Annotated in this window: 15 protein-coding genes; all 15 read right to left on the minus strand. The window is 59.3% G+C overall.

Going from position 1 to position 21,773, the window contains the following annotated elements:
- Window positions 1–456: 456 nt before the first annotated feature.
- Complete coding sequence (locus NBH09_RS01725) at window positions 457–3,270, minus strand: phosphoenolpyruvate carboxylase (RefSeq protein ID WP_411161048.1); 2,814 nt, start codon at window positions 3,268–3,270, stop codon at window positions 457–459.
- A gap of 257 nt (window positions 3,271–3,527) precedes the next feature.
- Window positions 3,528–4,841: a histidine--tRNA ligase gene (gene hisS / locus NBH09_RS01730; RefSeq protein WP_117640032.1), complete on the minus strand. Its 1,314-nt coding sequence runs from the start codon at window positions 4,839–4,841 to the stop codon at window positions 3,528–3,530.
- A 162-nt stretch (window positions 4,842–5,003) separates the two neighbouring features.
- Window positions 5,004–5,453, minus strand: a complete 450-nt coding sequence (locus NBH09_RS01735; protein ID WP_175406112.1) for an MFS transporter — start codon at window positions 5,451–5,453, stop codon at window positions 5,004–5,006.
- Window positions 5,454–5,576: 123 nt separating this feature from the next.
- Entirely contained in the window at window positions 5,577–6,872 is a 1,296-nt protein-coding gene (locus NBH09_RS01740; protein ID WP_138374569.1) for a M20 family metallopeptidase, read from the minus strand.
- A 116-nt stretch (window positions 6,873–6,988) separates the two neighbouring features.
- Entirely contained in the window at window positions 6,989–7,972 is a 984-nt protein-coding gene (locus NBH09_RS01745) for a DMT family transporter (protein ID WP_138374568.1), read from the minus strand.
- Between the two features lie 339 nt (window positions 7,973–8,311).
- On the minus strand, window positions 8,312–10,501 hold the full coding sequence (locus tag NBH09_RS01750; protein ID WP_195245838.1) for a YhgE/Pip domain-containing protein: 2,190 nt from the start codon (window positions 10,499–10,501) through the stop codon (window positions 8,312–8,314).
- Complete coding sequence (locus NBH09_RS01755; protein ID WP_250786882.1) at window positions 10,502–13,276, minus strand: YhgE/Pip domain-containing protein; 2,775 nt, start codon at window positions 13,274–13,276, stop codon at window positions 10,502–10,504.
- Between the two features lie 326 nt (window positions 13,277–13,602).
- Complete coding sequence (gene htpG, locus NBH09_RS01760) at window positions 13,603–15,627, minus strand: molecular chaperone HtpG (RefSeq protein WP_250786883.1); 2,025 nt, start codon at window positions 15,625–15,627, stop codon at window positions 13,603–13,605.
- A gap of 202 nt (window positions 15,628–15,829) precedes the next feature.
- The gene (locus tag NBH09_RS01765; protein ID WP_138114010.1) at window positions 15,830–16,330 is read right to left on the minus strand and encodes a GNAT family N-acetyltransferase; all 501 of its coding nucleotides are present in this window, start codon (window positions 16,328–16,330) and stop codon (window positions 15,830–15,832) included.
- A gap of 39 nt (window positions 16,331–16,369) precedes the next feature.
- The gene (locus NBH09_RS01770; RefSeq protein WP_022094060.1) at window positions 16,370–17,020 is read right to left on the minus strand and encodes a tyrosine-protein phosphatase; all 651 of its coding nucleotides are present in this window, start codon (window positions 17,018–17,020) and stop codon (window positions 16,370–16,372) included.
- A 17-nt stretch (window positions 17,021–17,037) separates the two neighbouring features.
- Window positions 17,038–17,775, minus strand: coding sequence for a CpsD/CapB family tyrosine-protein kinase (locus NBH09_RS01775; RefSeq protein ID WP_055309657.1), 738 nt, complete (start codon window positions 17,773–17,775; stop codon window positions 17,038–17,040).
- 2 nt (window positions 17,776–17,777) lie between these two features.
- The gene (locus NBH09_RS01780) at window positions 17,778–18,434 is read right to left on the minus strand and encodes a YveK family protein (RefSeq protein ID WP_055309656.1); all 657 of its coding nucleotides are present in this window, start codon (window positions 18,432–18,434) and stop codon (window positions 17,778–17,780) included.
- Between the two features lie 195 nt (window positions 18,435–18,629).
- On the minus strand, window positions 18,630–20,054 hold the full coding sequence (locus NBH09_RS01785; RefSeq protein ID WP_250786884.1) for a sensor histidine kinase: 1,425 nt from the start codon (window positions 20,052–20,054) through the stop codon (window positions 18,630–18,632).
- Between the two features lie 3 nt (window positions 20,055–20,057).
- Complete coding sequence (locus NBH09_RS01790; protein WP_089572665.1) at window positions 20,058–20,786, minus strand: response regulator transcription factor; 729 nt, start codon at window positions 20,784–20,786, stop codon at window positions 20,058–20,060.
- A 64-nt stretch (window positions 20,787–20,850) separates the two neighbouring features.
- Window positions 20,851–21,726 carry a phosphate ABC transporter ATP-binding protein PstB gene (gene pstB / locus NBH09_RS01795; protein WP_215694906.1) on the minus strand — a complete coding sequence of 292 codons (876 nt, stop codon included), beginning with the start codon at window positions 21,724–21,726 and terminating at the stop codon, window positions 20,851–20,853.
- Window positions 21,727–21,773: the final 47 nt, after the last annotated feature.

A 21,773-nucleotide genomic window follows, 5' to 3' on the forward strand; every position in this document is an offset into this window, starting at 1 on the left:
CACACTAGATAAACCGTTGGAAGGATACGCCGCTCACCGAAAAACACCACCGTCCACCGACTCATTAACACAACGTTCATATTTGACCCACAACAAAACGGCCGCGATCCCAAACGGGACCGCAGCCGCTACAGTCGTAAGGCGCGAAGCGCACTTAATTCTCATCAGCCCCAATCCCCGAAGACCGAGAACAAAGGGGCCCGATGGGTCTCCCTCTGAATGCATTCCGCAGCACGAAGCCTTTTCCAAACGCGCGAAGCGCGCCATTATTCCCCCAGCCAGTAATCCGCCGAAGACCGGACATCGCAGGGCCCGCCATTAGTTTACTTTTAGGCACACTCCGCAGGACGCAAGAAGCCCTCGCCGCACGAAGTGCGCAGCGAGGGCTTCTTGCATGTCCGAGGACGTGCCTAAAAGTAAACTAATGGCGGGCCCGGACGACTACAGGGCTATCGATTACCCCGTGTTCTGCAATCCTGCCGAGACGCCGGTCACAGTCGAAAGAATCAGGCTCATGTACTCGGCCTTCTTCTCCTCGGCCATCTCGTCCTGGTTCATACGCACCTCGCGAAGGGCGCGGACCTGGGCGATGGACAGGGCGTCGACGTAGGGGTTGCGCACGCGGACGGCGCAACCGAGCACGCGGCGACGCTGCAGCGGCCACTCATCACCGACGATGGCAAGGACCCACTTACGCGTGAGCTGCATCTCGGTGAAGACCTTCTCGGACAGATCCTGGCGATCGCCCAGGTGCAGATACATCTTGGCGATGCGCTGGTCGGTCTTGGCGATCGACATCTCGATGTTGTCGATAAAGGTGCGGAAGAACGGCCACTCCTGGTAGGCAGCCTTGAGCTGGTCAAGATCGCCAAGCTGCTCGCAGGCGGTGCCCAGACCGTACCAAGCGGCCAGGTTAATGCGCGCCTGGCTCCAGCTGAAGATCCACGGGATGGTACGCAGGTCGTCGAGCGACTTGGCACCCAAGCCGCGCTTGGCGGGACGCGAGCCGATCGGCAGCAGACCGACCTCGGTCAGCGGCGTCACGGTCGAGAACCATGGCGTAAAGTCCTCGGTGTTCAGCAGGTCCAGATAGCGCTCGTGGCTTGCGGTGTTGAGCTTCTCGGCCATATCCCAGAACTTCTGCGTGGTCTCGGTGTTGGTCTTCTCGACACTCGGGGCCGACTGCAAAAGCGTTGCGGCAGCAACGGACTCAACATGGCGCTGAGCCAGCGTGCGGTTACCGTAACGGGCAAAGATGACCTCGCCCTGCTCGGTAAGCTTAAAGAAGCAGTTGACCGAACCCTTGGGCTGCGCCAGCACGGCCTTGTTGGCCGGGCCGCCGCCACGGCCCACGGCACCGCCGCGACCGTGCATGAGCACCAGGTCGATATCGTTCTTCTCTGCCCACTTGGCGATGCGCTCCTGCGCGGAGTGCAGCGCGAGCATGGCCGTGGTAGGACCGGCATCCTTGGAAGAGTCGGAATAGCCCAGCATGACCTCCATGCGGCGGTTGGTCTGGGCAAGGCGCTTTTGCACCACGGGCAGCGTAAGCATCTGATCGAGCACGTCGACGCAGCCCTCGAGGTCCTCGAGCTGCTCGAACAACGGGATCACGTCGAGCTCGGGGACATCCTCCTCGTGTGCAAAGGACAGGTGCGCCAGCTCAAAGACGTCGGCCACATGCTGAGCGCTCTTGGTAAACGAGATGATGTAGCGGTGCGCCATCTTCTTGCCGTAGCGCTTTTGGATGGAGCCGATAGCGCGGAAGGTATCGATGACCTCGCGCGTCATGGGCTGCAGGTCGCCATGGATACCGTTCTCGTGGATATCCTTAAGGGCGCGGGCATGCACCACGGAGTGCTGACGGAACTCCATCTCGACCATATGGAAGCCGAAGGACTCGACCTGCCAGATGATGGTCTGGACCGGGCCGTAGGCAGCACGGACGGCACCGCAGGCGGCCAGCGAGCGCTGGACGACGCGCAGGTCCTCCAGGAACTCATCGGCGCTGTGGTACATGGTGTCGGTGATACGACGGACGGTGGCGTTCAGGCGGTCGGCCATGACGAGCATGACGGCGCGATGCGGCTCGTGCTCGGAGATCAGCTCGGCGCGGGCCGTGTAACGAGGGCTCATCTCGACCTGATGGTTCCACAGGTTAATGAGCTCGGCCGACGGCTTGCTGTAGGTAGCCTCGAGCGTGAGGTTGCGGCCGATGTGGCGGCACTTGTCCTCGAGCTTGAGCACCATGTGCGTAAAGTACTTGGCGGCGACCTCACGGCTCACCTTGGCGGTGACGTTGGGGTTACCGTCGCGGTCGGAACCGATCCAGCTGCCGGGATGGAAGAACGCCGGGCACAGCGGCGGCACAGTACCGGCCTTGTCGCCCAGCACCCAATCGTCAAAACGACGATAGATAACGGGGATAACGTCGAACAGCGTGTTATCGAAGATGTCGATGATGGTATCGGCTTCCTCGACCGGCGTGGGCTTCTTGAGCGCGATGGGGCTCGTACGCACCAGGGCGTCGATCTCCTGCAGCATATGGCGCTCGTTCTCCACCAGGTCGGAGCCGCCCAGACGCGGACGCTCCTCCAGCAGGTTGGAGATACGGCGGATCTTGCCCTCGACGGCCTTACGACGGGCCTCGGTGGGATGTGCGGTAAAGACAGGGTGGAACTCGAGCTTGTCGAGCAGCTCGTTGGCACCCTCGACACCCAGCTCATTCACCAGCTGGTGATAGGCAACGGTAAGCTCGTTGGCAGGATCGACCTCGGTATCGGTCGACGCACCGGCCTCGCGCTCGCGCAGCTGCGCCACACGGTAGTTCTCCTCCGACAGGTTTGCCAGATGGAAAAAGCTCGTAAAGGCGCGAACGATGACCTGCTGCTTATCGAGCGGCAGGCTGTCGATCAAATCGACGACCTCACGAAATGCCACGGCAGTGGGCTCGTCGGCGGTGGGCACGCCCTGCTCGTCGACGGCTTCGTCGGCAGCGCAGGTACCGGGGTTGCCGGCATTGACCACAATCTCGGCTGTCAAAATCTTGTCGAACAGGTCCGCGATCTCGGGATCATACTCGCTAAGCACACGGCGCTCCAGGCGCAAGAACAGCGCCAGATTGTCGCGCAGCTCCTCGGGGATCTCGATCTCGGCGAGACGCTCCCTGGACTCGGCATTCGAGCCGATTCGGTTAACGAGGCGGTTGACCACGGCAGCGACGCGCGCCGCGGCTTCGGGTACAGACTGGTTGCTTAGGTTCTCAGCCACGTTTCCTCCCATTCCTCCTTCTATGCACGTAACATGCGGTATTCATTATAGGCGCTTGAGAAATACTTTCGACACTGATTGCGCTTTACCACACAAAAGTATTTTCTGCATTGCAAAGGTTTTTGCCCTAAATGGTCGTATTTCTCGGTGGGCGGCATACGTAAACGGGGGCATTCCGCATAAAAGCGAAACACCCCCGTAACAATCGCTCTCCATGAGCAGGGCACGTTAGCAGGCCCGAAGCTCAAAAAGATGCGCTACAGGCGCTCGCGAACCGCCTCGACGACGTTGTCCAGATCGGCGAGCACCTCGTCATGGCTCTGCATGTCGCGCACTTTGACCTTGCCGGCGGCAAGCTCGTCGCCACCCAGGACCAAGATGAGCTTGGCGCCTACCTTATCGGCTTGCTTAAACTGGGCCTTGAGCGAACGACCCTGATAGTCGGCCTCGGTCACGATACCTGCGGCGCGAAGCTCCTGCGTAATGGCAAAGACGTTCTGACGCAGCTCCTTGCCGGCGTTGGCGACATAGACGCACGGGGCCTCATCGGCACCCAAATCGCTGCCAAAGGCCTGCAGGGCCAGCAGGGCGCGCTCAAAACCGACAGCAAAGCCGACGCCCGCCGTGGGCTTGCCACCCTCGAGCTCGACCAGGCCATCGTAGCGGCCGCCGCCGCCGATGGAGCCGACGCCGGCGCCAGGGGCCTCGACCTCAAAGACAGTACGGGTGTAGTAGTCCAGGCCGCGCACCAAGGTGGGATCCTCGACATACTCGATACCGGCGGCATCCAGATAGCGCTTGACCTGCTCGTAGTGCTCGCGGCACTCATCGCACAGGTTGTCACCCATCAGCGGAGCCTCGGCCATGATCTCGCGGCAGTGGTCGTTCTTGCAGTCGAAGGCACGCAGCGGGTTGAGCTCGGCGCGCTCGCGGCACTCGTCACACATCTCGTCTGCGTGATCGAGGATGAACTGCTTGACCTGCTCGCGGTAAGCCGGACGGCACTGGGCGTCACCCATCGAGTTGATGAGCAGACGAAGCTTGGAAAGATCGAAGCCCAGGCGCTTGTAGAACTCCATGAGCATGATGATGCACTCGGCGTCTGCCGCCGGATCGGGAGCGCCGAGCCACTCGATGCCCACCTGGTGGAACTGGCGCAGGCGGCCCTTCTGGGGACGCTCGCCGCGGAACATGGCCTCGGCGTAGTAAGCCTTAAACGGCGTGGAGCCCTGGGGCACCAGATTGTTCTCGACGACGGCGCGCACCACGCCGGCCGTGCCCTCGGGGCGAAGTGCCAGGCGCTGCTTGGGCTTGAGTTTGGTGTCGGTGCCCTCGGTAAAGACGCGCTCCAGGTTGGCACCGCTGAACACGCGGAACATTTCCTTGCGCACGACGTCGGTCGACTGGCCGATACCGTGGACAAACACGTCAACCTGCTCGATCGCGGGCGTCTCGATGGGTTTAAAACCAAACGGCTCGAACACGCCGGCCGCAATCTGCTGCATCTTTTGCCAGGCGCGCATCTCGGCGCCGATAAGGTCGCGGGTTCCCTCCGCCTTCTGTGCCTGCATGGGCAAACACCTTTCTTTTGTATCGCGTCATAGGTAGTGGACATTATACGGCACAAAGCAGCAACGCGGCGGCGCGCCTGACCGAACGAGGGTATGGGGACTCGTTCGGCCAGACGCGCCGCCGCGGACGAAGCGGACAAGCGGCGATGCGCTTTGGCCTACCTACTCCCCCGCCACGCTCGCGCGCAGCTTGGCGGCGATGGGCTCGGATGCCAGCAGGAACACGAGCATGACCACGGAGCACGCCAGGCACACGATCCAGGTGCTCGCAAAGGAGCCCGAGACGGCAAAGAGCACATAGACCTGCCAAAGCTCACCCACAAAGCTCATGCCCGCGAGCACCGTCGAGGTGGCGATAACGGTAAGCGAGCCCAATACGCGGCCACTCACCTTATCGGCAACATGGCCGATAACGAGCGAACCCACGACACTCACCACGGTGGAGATGGCATTGGAGATGTTGTACTGCGCAAGGGAAATGCCCAGGTCGCTGACGATCAGCGGCTGGAACAGGCTCATGCAGTTGACGAAAATCGTGTAGCACGTGGCCATGATCACGAAGCCGGAGGTCACAACGAGCCAGCCGGGGAAGAACTTACGCTGCTGGGACATACTGCTCCTTATTTAACAAACGAATAGCCGGCGCCGGGCGCCGGTAGTGCCCAAGATTGCCTTGAAAGACAAGGGCATAGGCCTTACGGCCATGCCCGCAGGCTTGAAAGGCAAGGTTGGGTGCTACCGGTGGTCGGCGATATAGCCCAAAGCGACGGCGGTATAGGCCGCGGCGCCGAGAGGAAGCTCGGCATCGTTAAAACGTGCCTTGGGATGGTGCTGGGCAAAGTGTTCGTCCGTGTCGGTTACGGCCGCGCCCACGGTAAAGTACGCACTCGGAATCTCGCTCGAGATAAGCGCAAAGTCCTCACTCGCCATGGCATGGAAAAGCGGCAAGAAAGCCACCTTGGGCAGCACTGCGCCCACGTAGCCAAGCGACGCCTGAGTCATATCGCTGTCGAGTACAAGCGGCGGAACATCCGAAAGCGTCTCGATGGTCGCCGGCGTACGATATGTTGCGGCAACGCCGTTAACGACCTCCGCGATGCGGGTCTTTAGGTGCTCCATGAGCTCAACATCAAAGCCGCGCAGCGTTCCCTCAAGCACGCAGGTGTCGGGGATGACGTTGGCCGCCAAGCCGCCGGCAAACTTACCAACGGTAAGTGCGACTTCCTTGGCCGCCGGCACCTCGCGGGAGATGAGCTCCTGAAGTGCCAGATGCACATGCACGCCGGCCGTGATGGGGTCGATGCAAATCTCGGGGCTCGAGCCATGGCCGCCCTTGCCTTGAAGCGTGATGCGAAAACCGTACACGCCCGAGAGCGCCGGGCTGCCGTAGAGCACCAAACCAAGCGGCGACTGGCTATTGACATGCATGGCAAAGGCGACCTGAGGACGCGGGTTCTGCAGCAGACCGTCGGCGATGGCGGCGCGGGCACCCTCAAAGGTTTCCTCGCCCGGCTGGAACAGCAACTTAACCGTGGCGTTGGCATCAACAAGCTCTGCCTCGCGCGCTTTGAGCATACGAGCCGCACCAAGCAGCGCCGTCGCGTGCATATCGTGACCGCAAGCGTGCATGCAGCCGTTGGTGGATGCAAAGGGCTCGCCGGATTCCTCGGCAACGGGCAGGGCGTCCATGTCGCCACGGAGCATGATGACCGTACCGGCCTGCTCATTCGTGCAGACGCCATTACCCTGGGCCGCGGCGGCACCGGCGCCGACAAGGCCCACAACGCAGGAACCATCGACGAGCGTGGCAAACGGGATGTCCATCTCGGTCAGGCGCGCTTGGATATACGCAGAGGTCTGTGGGAGGCTATTACCCAGCTCGGGCATCTGGTGTAGATCGTGTCGCCACGCAGCGAGCTCGTCTGCAAAAGCCTGAGCTTCTGCAACAAGACCGTCACCGATAGCGGTCTGCGCCGCTGCGGTGGCCTTGGGCGCTGATTGCGGTTGAAGATCGGACAAAGCTGGTGCCATAGATGCCCTCCAGTATCGTTTTTGCAGCAAGCACTTTGATAGCATAAAGTGCAAGGTACTACTTTAAGGGCGAGGCATAAAAAATGCCGCCCCGGGAGGGCGGCGCAACAAGTTGTTTACAATTGCGGGCGCGGCTTTCGACGCAAAAAATCGAAGTGAGTCTCGCTCAAGATAATCGACAGGAAGATGAGCGCGAAGCCGGCGAGCAGGCGCGAGGTGAGCGCCTCCCCCATCAGCAGCACCGAGAACAGCACACCCGAAGGCGACTCCATCGAAAGGAGCAGCGAGCCCGTCGAGGCCGGGACATGCGCCAGGCCGACGTTTTGGATGAGCAGAGCCACGCATGTGCAGCCCACCGAGAGAAACGCCATCGCAGTGATAAAGCTCGGCGTCCACACGGACAGAGGCGCTTGGGTCTCGAATAGCAGCGACGTTGCCAGGCTCAGCACGCCGTTGCCCACAAACATCCAAAACGTGATGACGTTGATGTCCATTTTGCGACCGTACTTGGCAGTCACCGCCATCTGGATGGCGAAAAAGACCGCACCCGCCAGCGTAATGACGTCACCGATGTTGAATTCAACGCTATCGAGCGCCACCAAACCAATGCCCGCCAAGCACAGCAGTGCCGCGCCCAGGTTATAGCGGGTGAGTTTTTCGCCGCTCAGAAAATAGCTCGCGAACGGCACAAGGATGCAGTACGTGCCCGTCAAAAAAGCATTCTTGCCCGCCGTAGTATGTGCCAGACCGACCGTCTGCAACGCATAGGCCGCCCACATGAGCACGCCCATACTCAGGCCAACGATCAGGTTGCGAGCGTTGAAATGTGCAATGATGCGCTTGTGGAAGACGGCAAACATGACCAACGCTGCGGGCAGAAAGCGTACATAGAGCAGCTCGAACACCGGAATGGTGTCGAGCGCATCCTTCATAGTGGTAAAGGAGTAGCCCCAGATAATCGCCACCGAAAGCAGCAGAACTTTCCAGAACAGCGGCGAGCGAGCGCCGGCGCCGCGGGAGGTGCCGCCCGCGCCTAGGTCCTCGCGAGCAACAGGGCTATCGGGCAAGTTTTCGATTTCGTTGGCAGCGTATTGGGCCATGGAACATCCTCACACTCAAACTGGGCGTGGTGTCCGCACGCGTAAGGCTGCGTGCCGCCTCATGGTCAAATAAAAACGGGACGCGCCGGACCCCCGGCACGCCCCGCTACTGTAGCAACAACCAAGCAACCCGTGCAATCCAGCCCACTAAAGCGTTTTGTTCCGCCGTTCTACCGAACGGCGGACCGGCCGACGCTGCGCGAGCCGCATTCACACCAATCTGACGTTCAATTTCAAGGGCGCGACCAGAAGGTCAGCGCCCTTTCATTTCACGTCACCTTGGCGCAAATGCGGCTCGCTCGCTGACATTGCCGCAGCATCAGCGTTTACATTGTTGCGCTAGATTAATTTAGTACTCTCCAGCTTTTCGATGATCCAGTCGTTAGCTTTGATAACCGGACGGCGGAAGACGACGCCCAGGGCCAGCGACGGAATCAGGTAGCTCGCCAAGATACCCAGCTCAATCCAGTACTCCATATGGTAGGCACCGGCCATGGCGGCGTGCATGGCGTTGATGCCGTGAGTAAACGGCAGGAACGGGTAGATCGCCTGGAACACGGGGCCGGTCATCTCGATGGGGAACGTACCGCCCGAACCGCCGACCTGCATGACCAGCAGCACGACGGCGAGGGCCTTGCCGATATCTCCAAACGATACCGTAAGCGTGTAGACGATATTGGAGAACACTAGACTCGCGACCCAGCCCGCCAGCACAAACTGCAGGGGATTGTCGCACTGGATGCCAAAGAACAGAATGTCGCCCGCGCACACGAGCGTTGCCTGCAGCAGAGCCAGACCGCCAAAGAACAGGTAGCGACCCAGGTAGATCTCGTGCAGGCGCACGGGGATGAGCTCGTTGATAAGCTCATCGTCAACCGAAACCTTCATCATGGCCGCCAGTACGATCGAGCCGACCCATAGCGACAGAATCGTGTAGAACGGCGCCATAGCCGAGCCGTAGTTGCGGATCGGATAGACCGGCTTGCGATCGAGCGCAACGGGGCCGGAAAGCGACACGGCGAGGCCCTCGGGGTCGCTGCCAATCATTGTCTTAATCATGGCCAGGTCACCCGAGATCAGAGCGCTATCAAGCTCGTCCTTAAAGGCACTGATCTTGTCCGACGCCTCGCCCAGCTGATTGGAAGCCTTGTTGACCAGCTTTGCAGCCTTGGAGAGACCCTTCGCGAGCGAACCAGAGGCGTCGGTCAGACCGCTCACGGCGCTATCCAAGTCACCCGAGATACCGTTCAGGGAATCCAGAACGCCCGAAATGGTCTTCTTGAGCTCCTTGGCCTTAACCGAGAACGTAGAATCGTAGTCGGACTTGGCACCCGAGATACCCGCCTTGGCATCGGCGATGGCCTGGTCGACCTCGGCACGCGAATTGTTGACCTCCGCCATGCTGCCCGAAAGGGACTTTGCGGTCGCCGTCAGGTCCTTCGCATTGTTACGGTACTCCGCGGCAATTCTGCCCAGCGACGTCGCAGCGGACTTGAGGCCGTCTTTGAGCTTGTCATCACTCACCTGGTCGGCAAGGTTGCGGAGCCGATCGGCCATCGCATCGATATCGTCAGCACGCGTATTGAGCGCCGCTGCGGCTTCGTTGAGCTGAGACACCGTAAGGTCAACATGCTGATTCGCGGCATCGAATGCCTTCGCAAGCTCGGCGGACACGTTGTCGAACGAGCCCGCGCTTCCGTCAATCGCCGCGTCAACGGCATCGCTGGCGGCCTTGAGCGCTTCCTTGGAATCATTGATTCCGTTCTTGGCGTGCTCCATCAGCTGCTTCGTCGACTCATCAACGGTGCCCGTCTGCTTGAGCATGCCACCCGCCGATGTCAACGAATCGGACGTAGAGCTCAAAATGCCCGCGAGTGACGTCGCGCTCGCCTGAACGTCCTGCAGGTCCTCGACCGAATCGCCCAGTGTAGAGGACAGATTGGCGATAAAGTTGCTCACCTGGTCGGTGCTCATATAGTCGAGCAGGCTGGACACGGTCTTAAGGCCGATAGTCGTAATGGTCTTGGTAAAGGTCTCGTTGACCTGGCTCTGGACGGCGCTCGAGCCCTTCTCGGTCACGATCTGTGCGATGGCGTTGGCCTTCTGGTTCTCATAGAACTCGATATCGGCGTGCTTCACGTCGGTCGAGAAGAGCGTCATCATGTCTGCGCTAAAACTTTTAGGGATAACAACGGCCGCATAGTATGCGCCCGACTTAACGCCCTCAATCGCCTTATCGCGGTCGTTGAGGACGACCCAGTCGAAGTTCTCGTTGCCGCGCAGGGTGGCGGTTACGTTTTCGCCCACGTTGACCTCGACGGGAATCAGATCGCTCTCGTAGCCCTCGTCAGTGTTGACCACTGCAATTTTAAGGTTGCCGGTATTGCCGTAGGGATCCCAGCTTCCGGCGATGTTAAACCACGCGTACAGGCACGGCACGATGATCAGGCCCATCACAACAACCAAGCCGATCACGGAGCGGGACACGTTTTGGACATCGCGCTTAAACAGGTGCAGGATGTTTTTCATTTATGCCTCACCTCCTTTAGAGTGCTTGCCAAGCGGGGTGGTGTCCCCGTCGTTTCCGCTTACGTTGTCAACGTCGTCGACATCTTGAGCCTTACGATGCGCACCGATATGCGGCAGACGGCTCGTGGGCTGTTCGCTGTCCTTGGTGCCCCGCTCGCTGGCGTTGAGACCAAACATGCGACGGGCAGCAGGGATGGCAGCCGTGTGCTCGCGCATCTCGCGGCGAAGGTCCTCGTCCGAAAGCGCCGAGATACGCATCTGGGTATTGAGGCTCGCACGGATGTACTCGATGTTGATGAGCCAGCCACAGATGGCGATAACCGAAATGATCCAGATAACGAGCAGGATAATCTTGCCGTTATTGTCGATATCGAGCACCGTCGAGAGCACAAAGAGCAGGACCTGCACGCCTACCACGGCAGCAAAACCGCCCTTGATGTAGTACGGGTAGCGATGCTCAAACGCCACGGCATGATCGAGCAGCTCGCGACGGTACGAATCGGAATCGAGCATGACGCGCATGGCCGTGCGCAGCGAATAGCGCTGGCGCGGCAGGTCGTTGGACTCGCAGATCATGAGGCCCGTCGTGGAAAGCTGCTTATCAAAGAGCAGGTTAAGGTTGAGCAGCAGCGGACGCAGCTGCAGGCCGATAAAGAGCGCCACGATCAAGAACACGCCCAGAATGCACAGGTTGAACAGGTAGTTGAACGAATACATGCCGCCGACCGTCTCGCGCAGCAGATTGATGCCGTAGGTAAAGGGCAGCAGCGGGTGCAGCCACTGGAAGAAGCCGGGCATCATCTCGATGGGGTACATGCCCGACGAACCCGGGATCTGCACGATGACGAGAATGACGCCGATAGCCTTGCCGATATGCTTAAACGTGGTGGACAGCGCATAGATGATATTGACGTAGGTGAACGAAATGGCGATGCCGCCCAGCACGAACAGCAGCGGGCTGACGCACTGCACGCCAATCACCAGATCGCCTACCGTAACGATGATGGCCTGCAACGCGCCCAGGATCACCAGGAGCAACCAGCGGCCAAAGTAGCCCTGACGCGCGGTAAAGCTGCCGATGCCTTCGCGATCGACCTCGAGCTTGTAGATGGCGATAAGCACGTAGCCGCCCACCCAAAGCGCCAGGTTGGTATAGAACGGGGCAATGCCCGAGCCGAAGCTCTTAACCGGATAGATCGACTTGGACGCGAGCTCAACCGGAGATGCCATGAAATCTGCCACGTCATTGACATCGACGCCCATCAGATCGGCCAGCTCGCCCATGGACTCGGAGGTCTGCAGCGCCGCGATGTCATTGGCGGCGGTTGCAAGCTTGTCCTGGACCTTGGCAAGCGAGGAATCGGTCTGGGACAGCGTGGTCTTGGCCTGGCCGAGCGTAGCGCTAAGCTGCGCCAACGTGCCGCGCGCATTTGCAAGTGTAGGTGTCATACCCGAGACGATACCGGTCAGGTCGCCCGAAACGGCAGCAAAAGAGTCGAGCGCGCTCGAGGCCTTCGGCAGCGCGTTTTGGCCCAAGTCCGTCTGGGCTTGGCCAAGGTTGGTCGCACCGGTATGAATTGCGTTATTGATAGCGTCACTGGCACCCGAAACAGCCGCTGCGTCATTCGCCATGGCGCTCGACTGCGCGGACAGACCGTCCTTGATGCTCTGAAGCTTTTCATTCTGCTCTCGAAGCAAATCGATGGTCGATACAATGCGCGCGTCAATTTCCTCGGAACCTGTCGACGTGTCATTGGCGAGAATCTCCAAGTGCCCGATAACGGCCTTATTGTGGTCGATCGTCGCTTGAAGAGACTCGAGCGAGTTGTCGATACGGGTGGTCGTAGATGTGACCGCGCCCGTCAGCTTGCCGATGGCAGCGTTCGCAGAGGCCGACGTCTTGGTGAGCGCAAGGCTGCCTTCCGAGAGCGCCTTGGAGAGCGAGGTGATGGAGTTGCCCGCCGTGGTGCGAGCTTCGCTCAGCAGGTCGTTGCCCTGGGAGATCGCCTGCGTCAGCGACGGTGCCTGGCCTTGCAAGCCGGCAAGTGCCGCATCAGCCGAGGCGATAGCGCCGCTCGTCTTATCGATGGCGGCATTCATATCGCCAATCGAATCGCGCACCTCGCCCAAGGTGTCGGACGCCTCGGACACCGAACTTGCCAGCGAGTCCTGAGTCTGGGTTGCCTTGTCCTTTAAATCGACACCGGCATCCTTGGCGATACCGGCAACAGTCTTGCCTACCGTAGAGACAAATTCCGAGTTGATCTGCTCCTCGATGGTGTTTGCACCGGTATCGGTAACCTTGGGCGCAATGGCGCTCTTCTTCTCATTGACGTAGTACGTGAGCTTGGGCTGATGGTAGTTGCCGTCGAGCATCGAAACCAGGTTATCCGAGAAGTTCTTGGGAATCACGATAGCGGCATAGTACTCGCCGCTCTCGACGCCCTCCTTGGCATCGGCCGTCGAGTCGACGAACGTCCAGCCCAACTGATGATTCTCCTTGAGCTGGTCGACCACTTTGTCGCCAGCGTTGAGCTCACCCACCAAGTCGTTTTGGGTGCCTCGATCGTTGTTGGCGATAGCAATCTTGATGCCTTGGGTGTTTCCATACGGATCCCAGTTTGCCACGATGTTATACCAGGCATACAGCGAGGGAATAACGCACACGCCTAGGGTAACCACCAGGGCGACGGGGTTCACAAGCAGTCGCTTAATGTCGCGCTTAAATATCGCAAAGGACACCTTTGCATTGGATAGTTTGCTGCCGAGACTCACGCTTGGACCATCCATCCTGTCGTTAAATCGAATCGTACTATCGACAACCATTGTAGTAGGCGCTTTAACGTCTCAAAGCACAATGGTGTTGAGTTTTGCGGGTAGCAATATACTACGAAGATGAGTTAACGTACAGATGTACAGTATCCTAAATTTCAGCAGGTCACAAAACCACAACCCGCACAAATAAATGATCCCTTGGGGACGAAGGGATCATTCAAAAGGAAACGAGAGTGGAAAATCTCCCACTTCAAGCCCGCATTCGAGCCAAAAGTGGGAGATTATCCACTCTCGTTCTAATCTAGTTACGGTGCCGTATCCCCGAACTACATCAAGTTGCAAACAGCCGCCGCGAAGGCCACGGGGTCCTCGGGGAGGATGCCCTCGACCAGCAGGGCCTGATCGTAGAGCAAGCCTGAGTACTGCTTGATCTTGTCAGTGTCGCCCGCCTTCTGAGCAGCGACGAGCTTGGCAAAGACCGGGTGCTTGGCGTTGAGCTCGAGCACGCGCTGGCTCTTGGGCATACCGTCGGGCGCGCCCTCGGGTCCCTTCTGGAGCACCTTCTCCATCTCAAGCGAAAGCGGGCCCTCGGTGGTGATGCAAGCGGGGGCATCGGTCAGGCGCGCGGAGACGGCAACTTTCTCGACCTTGTCACCGAGCGCCTCCTTCATAGCGCTAAAGAGGTCCTCGTTTTCCTTGGTGGCGTCCTCGGCCTCCTTCTTCTCGTCCTCGGTCGCCAGGTCAAGATCACCGGTCGCAACGTTCTTGAGCTCTAGATGACGATCCTCGACCTCGGGCTCGGCACCGTCGGCCACAGCCTTCTCGGCAGCCTCGCGGGCAGCATCGTCCTCGTAGATCTTGGGCATATCAGCGGCAACGTACTCACGCATAGCCTGGAAGGTGAACTCATCCACGTCCTGCGTCAGCAGCAGCACGTCATAGCCGCGGTCGAGCACGCCCTTTACCACGGGCATCTTGGCCAAGCGCTCACGCGAGTCGCCGGCGGCGTAGTAGATGGCCTTCTGATCCTCGGGCATGCCCTTGGCATACTCGGCCAGGGTAATCATCTTCTGTTCCTTGGCAGACCAGAACAGCAACAGATCGGCGAGCTCATCGGCCTTCATGCCATAGCTCGAGTAGATGCCGTACTTAAGACCGCGGCCAAAGTTCTCAAAGAACTTCTCGTAGGCCTCGCGGTCGTTGTCACGCATATCCTCAAGGTCGGCGGTGATCTTCTTTTCCACACGCTTGGCGATGGCCTTGAGCTGACGGTTCTGCTGCAGCGTCTCACGCGAGATGTTGAGCGACACATCGGCGGAATCCACGACGCCGCGGACAAAGTTGTAGTAGTCGGGCAGCAGGTCGTCGCACTTCTCCATGATCAGGACGTTGGAGCTGTAGAGTGCCAGACCCTTCTCGTAATCCTTGCTGTACAGATCGAACGGCGCGCGGCCCGGCACAAACAGCAGGGCATCGTACTCGAGCGTGCCCTCGGCATGGAAGCTGATGGTGCGCGCAGGATCGTCAAAGTCGTGGAACGTGGACTTGTAGAACTCGTCGTAGTCCTTCTGCTCGACATCGGAGCTGTGCTTCTTCCAGATCGGCGTCATGGAGTTGACGGTCTCGAGCTCCTGGTAGTCCTCGTACTCGGGCGTGTAGTCATCGCCAGCATCCTCGGGCTTGGGCTTCTGGCGGCTCTTGGACACCATCATCTGGATCGGGTAACGCACATAGTTACTGTACTGCTGAATTAGGCTCTTGAGGCCCCACTCGGTCAGGAAGCGATCGTAGGTCTCGGCCTCGCCGTCGGCATCGAGCTTCTCGTTCTCGCGCAGCGTCAGGATGACATCGGTACCGTGCTCGGCACGCTCGCCGTCCTCGATGGTGTAGCCCTCAAGACCGTCGGATTCCCACACATGGGCGACATCCTCGCCGTAGGCGCGGCTGACGACCTTCACATGGCTGGCGACCATAAAAGCCGAGTAGAAGCCCACGCCAAACTGGCCGATGATGTCGACATCGGAGCCCTGCTGCTCGGCGTTCTCGGTCTTAAACTCCTCGGAGCCGGAATGGGCGATGGTGCCCAGATTGCGCTCGAGCTCCTCGGCGGTCATGCCAATGCCGTTATCCGAGATGGTAATGGTGCGGGCGTCTTTATCAAAGGAGACGCGAATGGCCAGGTCGCCCTGGTTGATCTTGACGCTCGGATCCTGCAGGCTCTTAAAGTTGAGCTTGTCGACGGCGTCGCTCGCGTTAGAGATAAGCTCGCGCAGGAAGATTTCCTTATTGGTGTAGATGGAGTTGATCATGAGGTCGAGCAGTTTTTTGCTCTCGGTCTTAAATTGACGCATGTGCAGTCCTTTCGCGCTACCCCCGTCCGCAAAAACGGCCCGGTTGCCCGAGCCGCATCGCAGACCTGCTATGTTCAGACTTAGATTTTATAACCCAATAGCGCGCATATATACATACGGAATCGAAAAACTGTATGTCCGAGCGCTCCAATGCGTCAATTGCCAAGGAGTGTCCCCAGCTGCCGGCAGAAAAGGAACGTCCCTATCTGCCATCTACGCGCTTGGCCATCCAGACATGGGGCTGGCCCTCGTCTTCGTAATCTACCGGGGCAATTTGCGTGTAGCCCGCCTTTGCATAGAGCGGCAACACGTATTCCTGCGCATGCAGCTTAATAAGCTTAGCGCCGGCATCGCGTGCACACGAAGCACTGGCCTCGACGATCGCACTCGCCAGTCCGCGACGACGCATAGCCGGCAGCACGGCGACGCGCCCCATAATGTAGGCCTCCCCCGCCGCAACGCCTTCGTCCATGTCGCATGCCGGCAACACCGGGGCCTCTGCGTCAGCCACGCGCTCAAGCTCCTCGGGAAACACGCGCGAGCAACCGGCAAGCTCGCCGTCTACATAGAGCGTCACATGAATGCAGTTCTGATCCTCGTCGATAGCGTCGAACTCATTCTCGTAGCCCTGCTCGTCCATAAAAACGACGCGGCGCACCAACGCCGCGTCATCAAAGCATCCCGTCTTAAGTTGGATATCCATGGCTGCCCTTTCATTCAATGCGAACGTTAGGGACAGATATTAGCGAAAATGAGCTCCGCGCACGCTAAACTTCGCGCGAGCCTTCGCCAGGCAGTCGTAATGACCCACGTTATGGGCATCGCTCGCGATGAAGCTGTACAGGTTCTGATCGAACAGGCGCTGTGCCGGCTTTTTTTCGCGACCAAAGCGACCGCCGGCAATAAAGTCCGCCGAAGCCTGCAGCTTGCAGCCCATATCGACCAGGCGCTCCGCCACGCTTACATCCTTTTGAACCGCACGATAGCGCTCAGGATGAGCGATGATCACCTGGTAGCCACGGCACTGCAAATCGTAAATCGTGTTCTCGTACTCTCTAAACGCATACGCATCGGCATGCGTCGAAAGCTCGAGCAGAAACTCGTTGGTTCCATCGAAATGCAAGTGCTCCGCGGCATCGATACCAAGTTCAACGAGCTTTCGATGGTTGACCTCGAAGCCCATCTGGAGCGGAAAACCGTCAGCGTTATCACGCAGCAGTTCAAAGGCATCCCACATCTTGTCGTAATCAAAATAGGGATCACGGCAGTGAGGAGTGCAAACAATTCTGGTTACACCGGCCCGCTTGGCAGCCTCGAGCATCGCCAAGCTCTCATCGAGATCGGCGGCGCCGTCGTCTACACCCGGCAAGATATGGCAATGAATGTCACGCATAGGTCAGCCTTAATCAACTAAACGTTTGCTCGGTTGGTGAAGATGCCCTTTTTGGAAGTCCCCTGATCGTCCGAGCCCTTCTTCACCTTCTTACCGTCCTTGGTGTAGTAGGAGTAGTAGTACTCGCTGGTCTCGGTCTCGCAGTAGTTCATAACGGTACCGATGAGCTTGACCTTTTCGGACTTCTTAAGCTGGCCGATAGCGTTGAGTGCCTCCTCGCGCTTGGTGAAGTCCTCGCGCACCACGAACAGCGTACCGTCGGTCAGGCTGGCAATCTCGGCAGCATCGATGAAGGTGCCGACCGGGGGAGCATCAAAGATGACGTACTGGAACTTGGCGGACAGTGCCTTTACCAGCTTGGCAAAGCGGTGAGAGACGATGATGTCGGCAGGATTGGGAATATGCGGCTCGGCATCGAGGAAGTAGAAGTTCTTCTGACCCGTCTCGACAATTGCCTGGTCAATGGAGATCTGCTCGGAAAGGACCGCATAGAGTCCGCCGCGCGAACGAACGCCGAGCATATCGGAAAGGGACCTGCGGCGCATATCGGCCTCGACCAGAAGCACGGACTTGCCGCTCGTGGCGATTGCCTGAGCAAGGTTAATGGAAACCGTAGACTTGCCCTCGTTGGGAATCGAGGAGGTAACGGTGATGGTGCGGATGGGGTCGTCCACGCTCGCAAAGCGGATGTTGGCCAGAAGGGTCTTGGCGGCATTCTGTACAACGAGCTTGTCGGTGTTCTTTGCCTTAGCCATGCCTATTTACCACCTTTCATAGCCGGAATTCGGCCAACAACGGGAATGCCCAGGAGCTCTTCTGCCTCTTCGGCACCGCGGATGCGGGTATTGAGCATGTCTGCCAAAACGACATAGGCGACTGCGATAAAGATACCGGCGAGGAACGCGACGGCAATATACAGCGTGCGCTTGGGGCCGCTGGGGGCTTCGGGGGTCTTAGCCTCGTCGATAACGTTGATGCTCTGGGCAGCGCCGACGTTCTGAGCGACCGTACTCACCGAGCTGGCCATGGCCTTTGCGACCTTAGCCGTCTCCTTGGCATCGGTGCCGGTAACCGAAAGCGTAATGACACGCGTGGTGGTCTCGGAGGAAACAGACACCTTGTAGTCATCCAGATCGGTGAGGCCCAGTTCATTGGCTGCGCCGCTCTTAACGCTATCGCTATCCAGCAGCGTGGCGATATCGTTGGAAAGCATCTGACTCGCCGAGAGATCGTTGTAGCTCATCTGACCGCTATCGTCGGTCTTGGCGAGAATGTACATGCTCGTCGTCGCGGTATAGGTGTTGTCCATCGCAACGAAGGACACGATGCCCATGGCGATCGCGCAGACCACCGGAAGGGTGATGACCAGCTGAAGGTGCTTCTTCAGCAGCTGGAACAGTTCGAGAAGGGTCATGCAGCTTGCCTTTCATTTCCCCAGTTCGGATTGACAAAACTGTCCGTATGTTATCGCATCTTTTTACCGAGACCAAACTCTATACATAAGAAACAGGCTCTCCTGTAAAAATGTCGGAAGCAATCGTAAAATTGCACAACAACGCCGCACCCGAAAGTCAAATGCGGCGTCTGCATCAATATCTATGTTGTATCGCTATGCGAATGGCTCGTCCTGCCGTATGGGAAACGTCACCGTAATGGTGGTTCCCACGCCCAACTCGCTCGACAGATCGAGCGTGGCGTGATGATACAGGGCCGCATGCTTGACAATTGCAAGCCCCAGACCGGTTCCGCCGCGCGCCTTGGACCTACTCTTGTCCACGCGATAGAACCGCTCAAATACCTTGCCCTGTTCTTCAGGCGCGATACCGATTCCCGTGTCGGCGACCGCAAGGAACGGATGGCCTTCGTCGTTGGTGCCGCACTGCAGCGTAACCGCACCGCCGGGTCGATTGTAGCGGATGGCGTTGCTCGCCAGATTATAGATGAGCTCGTCAATCAAGCGCGACACGCCTTCGATGACCACAGGCTTGGTCTCATGACTTATCGTCACATTCGCCTGACGGGCGACCTGTTCAAGACGCTGCTCAACCGCGTAGATGGCACGCGAGAGCTCAATAGGCTCCGTGGAACCAATGGGCACCGCCTCGCCCTCAGTTGCACGCTCGGCCTCGTCCAAGTTAGACAGCGTAAGGATATCGTTGACAAGCGCTGCCAAGCGGCCCGCCTCACGATAGATGCGACCGCCAAAGTTGCGCAGGTCGCCCTCGCCCTCGACCATGCCGTTTGCGATGAGCTCGGCATAGCCCGAAATCGCCGTAAGCGGCGTCTTGAGCTCATGGGTGATATTCGCCGTGAACTCGCGGCGCATACGGTCGTTGTCCGCTAGCACCGCCATTTGGCGCTTGAGTTCCTGGCGCTGCGACTCGATACGCTCAAGCATGGGGACCATCTCGGCATAGGCGTGCTCATAGCTACGGCGTGGGTGGTCCAAATCCACCTCTTGCAACGGCGCGATGATGGCACGGGACTCGCGGCGCGCCATAAAAAACGAGAGTACCGCACCCGCTGCTGCGATAAGCAGCATCGGCGCCACCATCGACAGCAAAATCGCCGTAACGCCAGGCTGGGCCTGCGCCAAGCGGACAACCTGGCCGTTATCAAGGGCGACGGCGCGATACAGCATAATCTCGTCGAGCGTAGAGCTTGCGCGCTCCGCGGAACCCAAACCACTCTCAAAGGCCTCGATGACCTCGGGGCGATCGCCATGGTTGGGCAGTGTGGAAGGCGACGCCTCGTTGTCGTAGGCAACCGATCCATCCTTGTTAATCAGCGTGATTCGTAAGTCCTCGCGATCAAGGCTACGCAAGAACGGGATGGGCTCCTGCTGTTCGTCGAGAGCGGCAGCAATGAGCTCGGTTTCCTGCGCCAGATTGGTACTCGTGGCATCCGCCAAGGTGTTTTGCACAAAGAACGCACCCAGCACCGTAAACGCCACGATAACCGCCATGGCGCAGACAAAGATCGTCACAAAAACGCGGTGCGACAGCGTATGTTTTCCCTGGGGGGCGAAGACCACGGGTTACTCCTCCGATGCGGTGGCCGCGGTGTCGTCACCTTCGGCACCATCACCGGCAGAAGGCTCGGCCAAGCGGTAGCCCACGCCGCGCACGGTCTCGATGGCGCTGGCATGCTCGCCCAGTTTTTGGCGAAGCGTCTGCACGTGCACGTCAACGGTGCGCGAACCGCCGTCGAAGTCCCAGCCCCACACGCTCTGCAGCAACGACTCGCGGGTAAAGACCACGCCGGGCTTGCGCATGAGGTACTCGAGCAGGTCGAACTCGCGCAGGGTGAGCTTAAGCGGCTCGCCGGCAACGGTCACCTCGCGATGGCTGGGCGAGAGCACGATGTCGCCCACGCTGAGCACATCGCTCGCCTGCTTGACCATGCCGCCGCGACGCAGCAGTGCGCGGCAGCGGCTCGCAAGCTCCATGAGCGAAAACGGCTTAGTCAGGTAATCGTCGGCACCGCCATCGAGCGCCATCACCTTGTCGAGCTCGGTATCCTTGGCGGTAAGCATCATGATGGGCACCGTCGCCGTCAGGCGATCGGCACGCAGTCGACGCATAATCGCCAAGCCATCGGTATCGGGCAGCATGATGTCGAGCAGGACGGCATCGGGTACCCGTCGCGCCACGGCAGCCTTAAACTCACCGTCGCACGAAAAGCCTTCGGCCTCAATCCCCTGCTTGCGCAGTGCATAGACCGTCAAATCCCTGATGTTGTCATCGTCCTCGACGTAATAGATCATGTTGAACCCCTTTGCGGCCGGCATGACCGCATCTTAACCCTAAAGGTACCTTTACTAGATGGTATCAGCCAAAACGTCCCGTCAAATAATCCGCCGTGCGCGGATCGGTCGGATTCTTGAAGAGTTGCGCGGTGGGCGCGTGCTCCACCAGCTCACCCAGCAAAAAGAATGCGACCGAATCGGAGATACGCGCCGCCTGCTGCATATTGTGCGTAACGACCACGAGCGTGCAGGTCTCTTTGAGCTCGCAGGCCAGCTGCTCCACCACCAGCGTCGACACAGGGTCGAGTGCCGAGGTCGGCTCGTCCATCAGCAGAATGTCGGGCTGCACGGCAAGTGCGCGGGCGATGCACAGACGCTGCTGCTGGCCGCCCGAAAGGCCCAGACCCGACTCTTTGAGCTTGTCCTTGACCTCATCCCATAGCGCAGCGCGACGAAGGGAGTCCTCGACCAGCTCATCCAGCGCAGCGCGATCGCGCACACCCATACCGCGCGGACCATACGCGACGTTGTCGTAGATGCTCATGGGAAACGGGTTGGGGCGCTGGAACACCATGCCCACGCGCTGGCGAAGGCGGCAGATGTCGTAGTCGCCCAGGATATCTTGACCATCGAGCGCAATCTTGCCCTCGATGCGGCAATCCTTGATGCCGTCGTTCATGCGGTTAAAGCAGCGCAGCAACGTGGACTTTCCGCAGCCCGAAGGCCCGATGAACGAGGTGATCTGCTTGTCGCGGATCTTGATATTCACGTCCTTGAGCGCATGGTGGTCGCCATAGAACAGGTCGAGGCCCTCGACATCGATACGCGTCGGCGAGGCGGCAAGATCCTCTGCCGTGGGGCGAGTCGCATCCCCAACCTCGCGCTCGCGCGCGGCCTCGGCCTGCGCTTTCATGAGTTCTTCAAGCTCCGTGGGCTCCACAGCCGCAGCAGCCGTCATACCGCATACCTCCACATCGATATCAATTCAGCAGTATCGATAGTAGG

This window comes from Collinsella sp. BG-O-102 (genome assembly GCF_023656745.1).
In the GTDB taxonomy this organism is placed as follows: Bacteria; Actinomycetota; Coriobacteriia; order Coriobacteriales; family Coriobacteriaceae; genus Collinsella.

Coding starts and splice junctions, on each gene's coding strand:
- NBH09_RS01775 (WP_055309657.1), bottom strand. CDS start 17,775: ATGGCTAAGGCAAAGAACACCGACAAGCTCGTTGTACAGAATGCCGCC.
- pstB (WP_215694906.1), bottom strand. CDS start 21,726: ATGACGGCTGCTGCGGCTGTGGAGCCCACGGAGCTTGAAGAACTCATG.
- NBH09_RS01750 (WP_195245838.1), bottom strand. CDS start 10,501: ATGAAAAACATCCTGCACCTGTTTAAGCGCGATGTCCAAAACGTGTCC.
- hisS (WP_117640032.1), bottom strand. CDS start 4,841: ATGCAGGCACAGAAGGCGGAGGGAACCCGCGACCTTATCGGCGCCGAG.
- NBH09_RS01745 (WP_138374568.1), bottom strand. CDS start 7,972: ATGGCCCAATACGCTGCCAACGAAATCGAAAACTTGCCCGATAGCCCT.
- NBH09_RS01740 (WP_138374569.1), bottom strand. CDS start 6,872: ATGGCACCAGCTTTGTCCGATCTTCAACCGCAATCAGCGCCCAAGGCC.
- NBH09_RS01780 (WP_055309656.1), bottom strand. CDS start 18,434: ATGACCCTTCTCGAACTGTTCCAGCTGCTGAAGAAGCACCTTCAGCTG.
- NBH09_RS01765 (WP_138114010.1), bottom strand. CDS start 16,330: ATGGATATCCAACTTAAGACGGGATGCTTTGATGACGCGGCGTTGGTG.
- NBH09_RS01770 (WP_022094060.1), bottom strand. CDS start 17,020: ATGCGTGACATTCATTGCCATATCTTGCCGGGTGTAGACGACGGCGCC.
- htpG (WP_250786883.1), bottom strand. CDS start 15,627: ATGCGTCAATTTAAGACCGAGAGCAAAAAACTGCTCGACCTCATGATC.
- NBH09_RS01735 (WP_175406112.1), bottom strand. CDS start 5,453: ATGTCCCAGCAGCGTAAGTTCTTCCCCGGCTGGCTCGTTGTGACCTCC.
- NBH09_RS01790 (WP_089572665.1), bottom strand. CDS start 20,786: ATGATCTATTACGTCGAGGACGATGACAACATCAGGGATTTGACGGTC.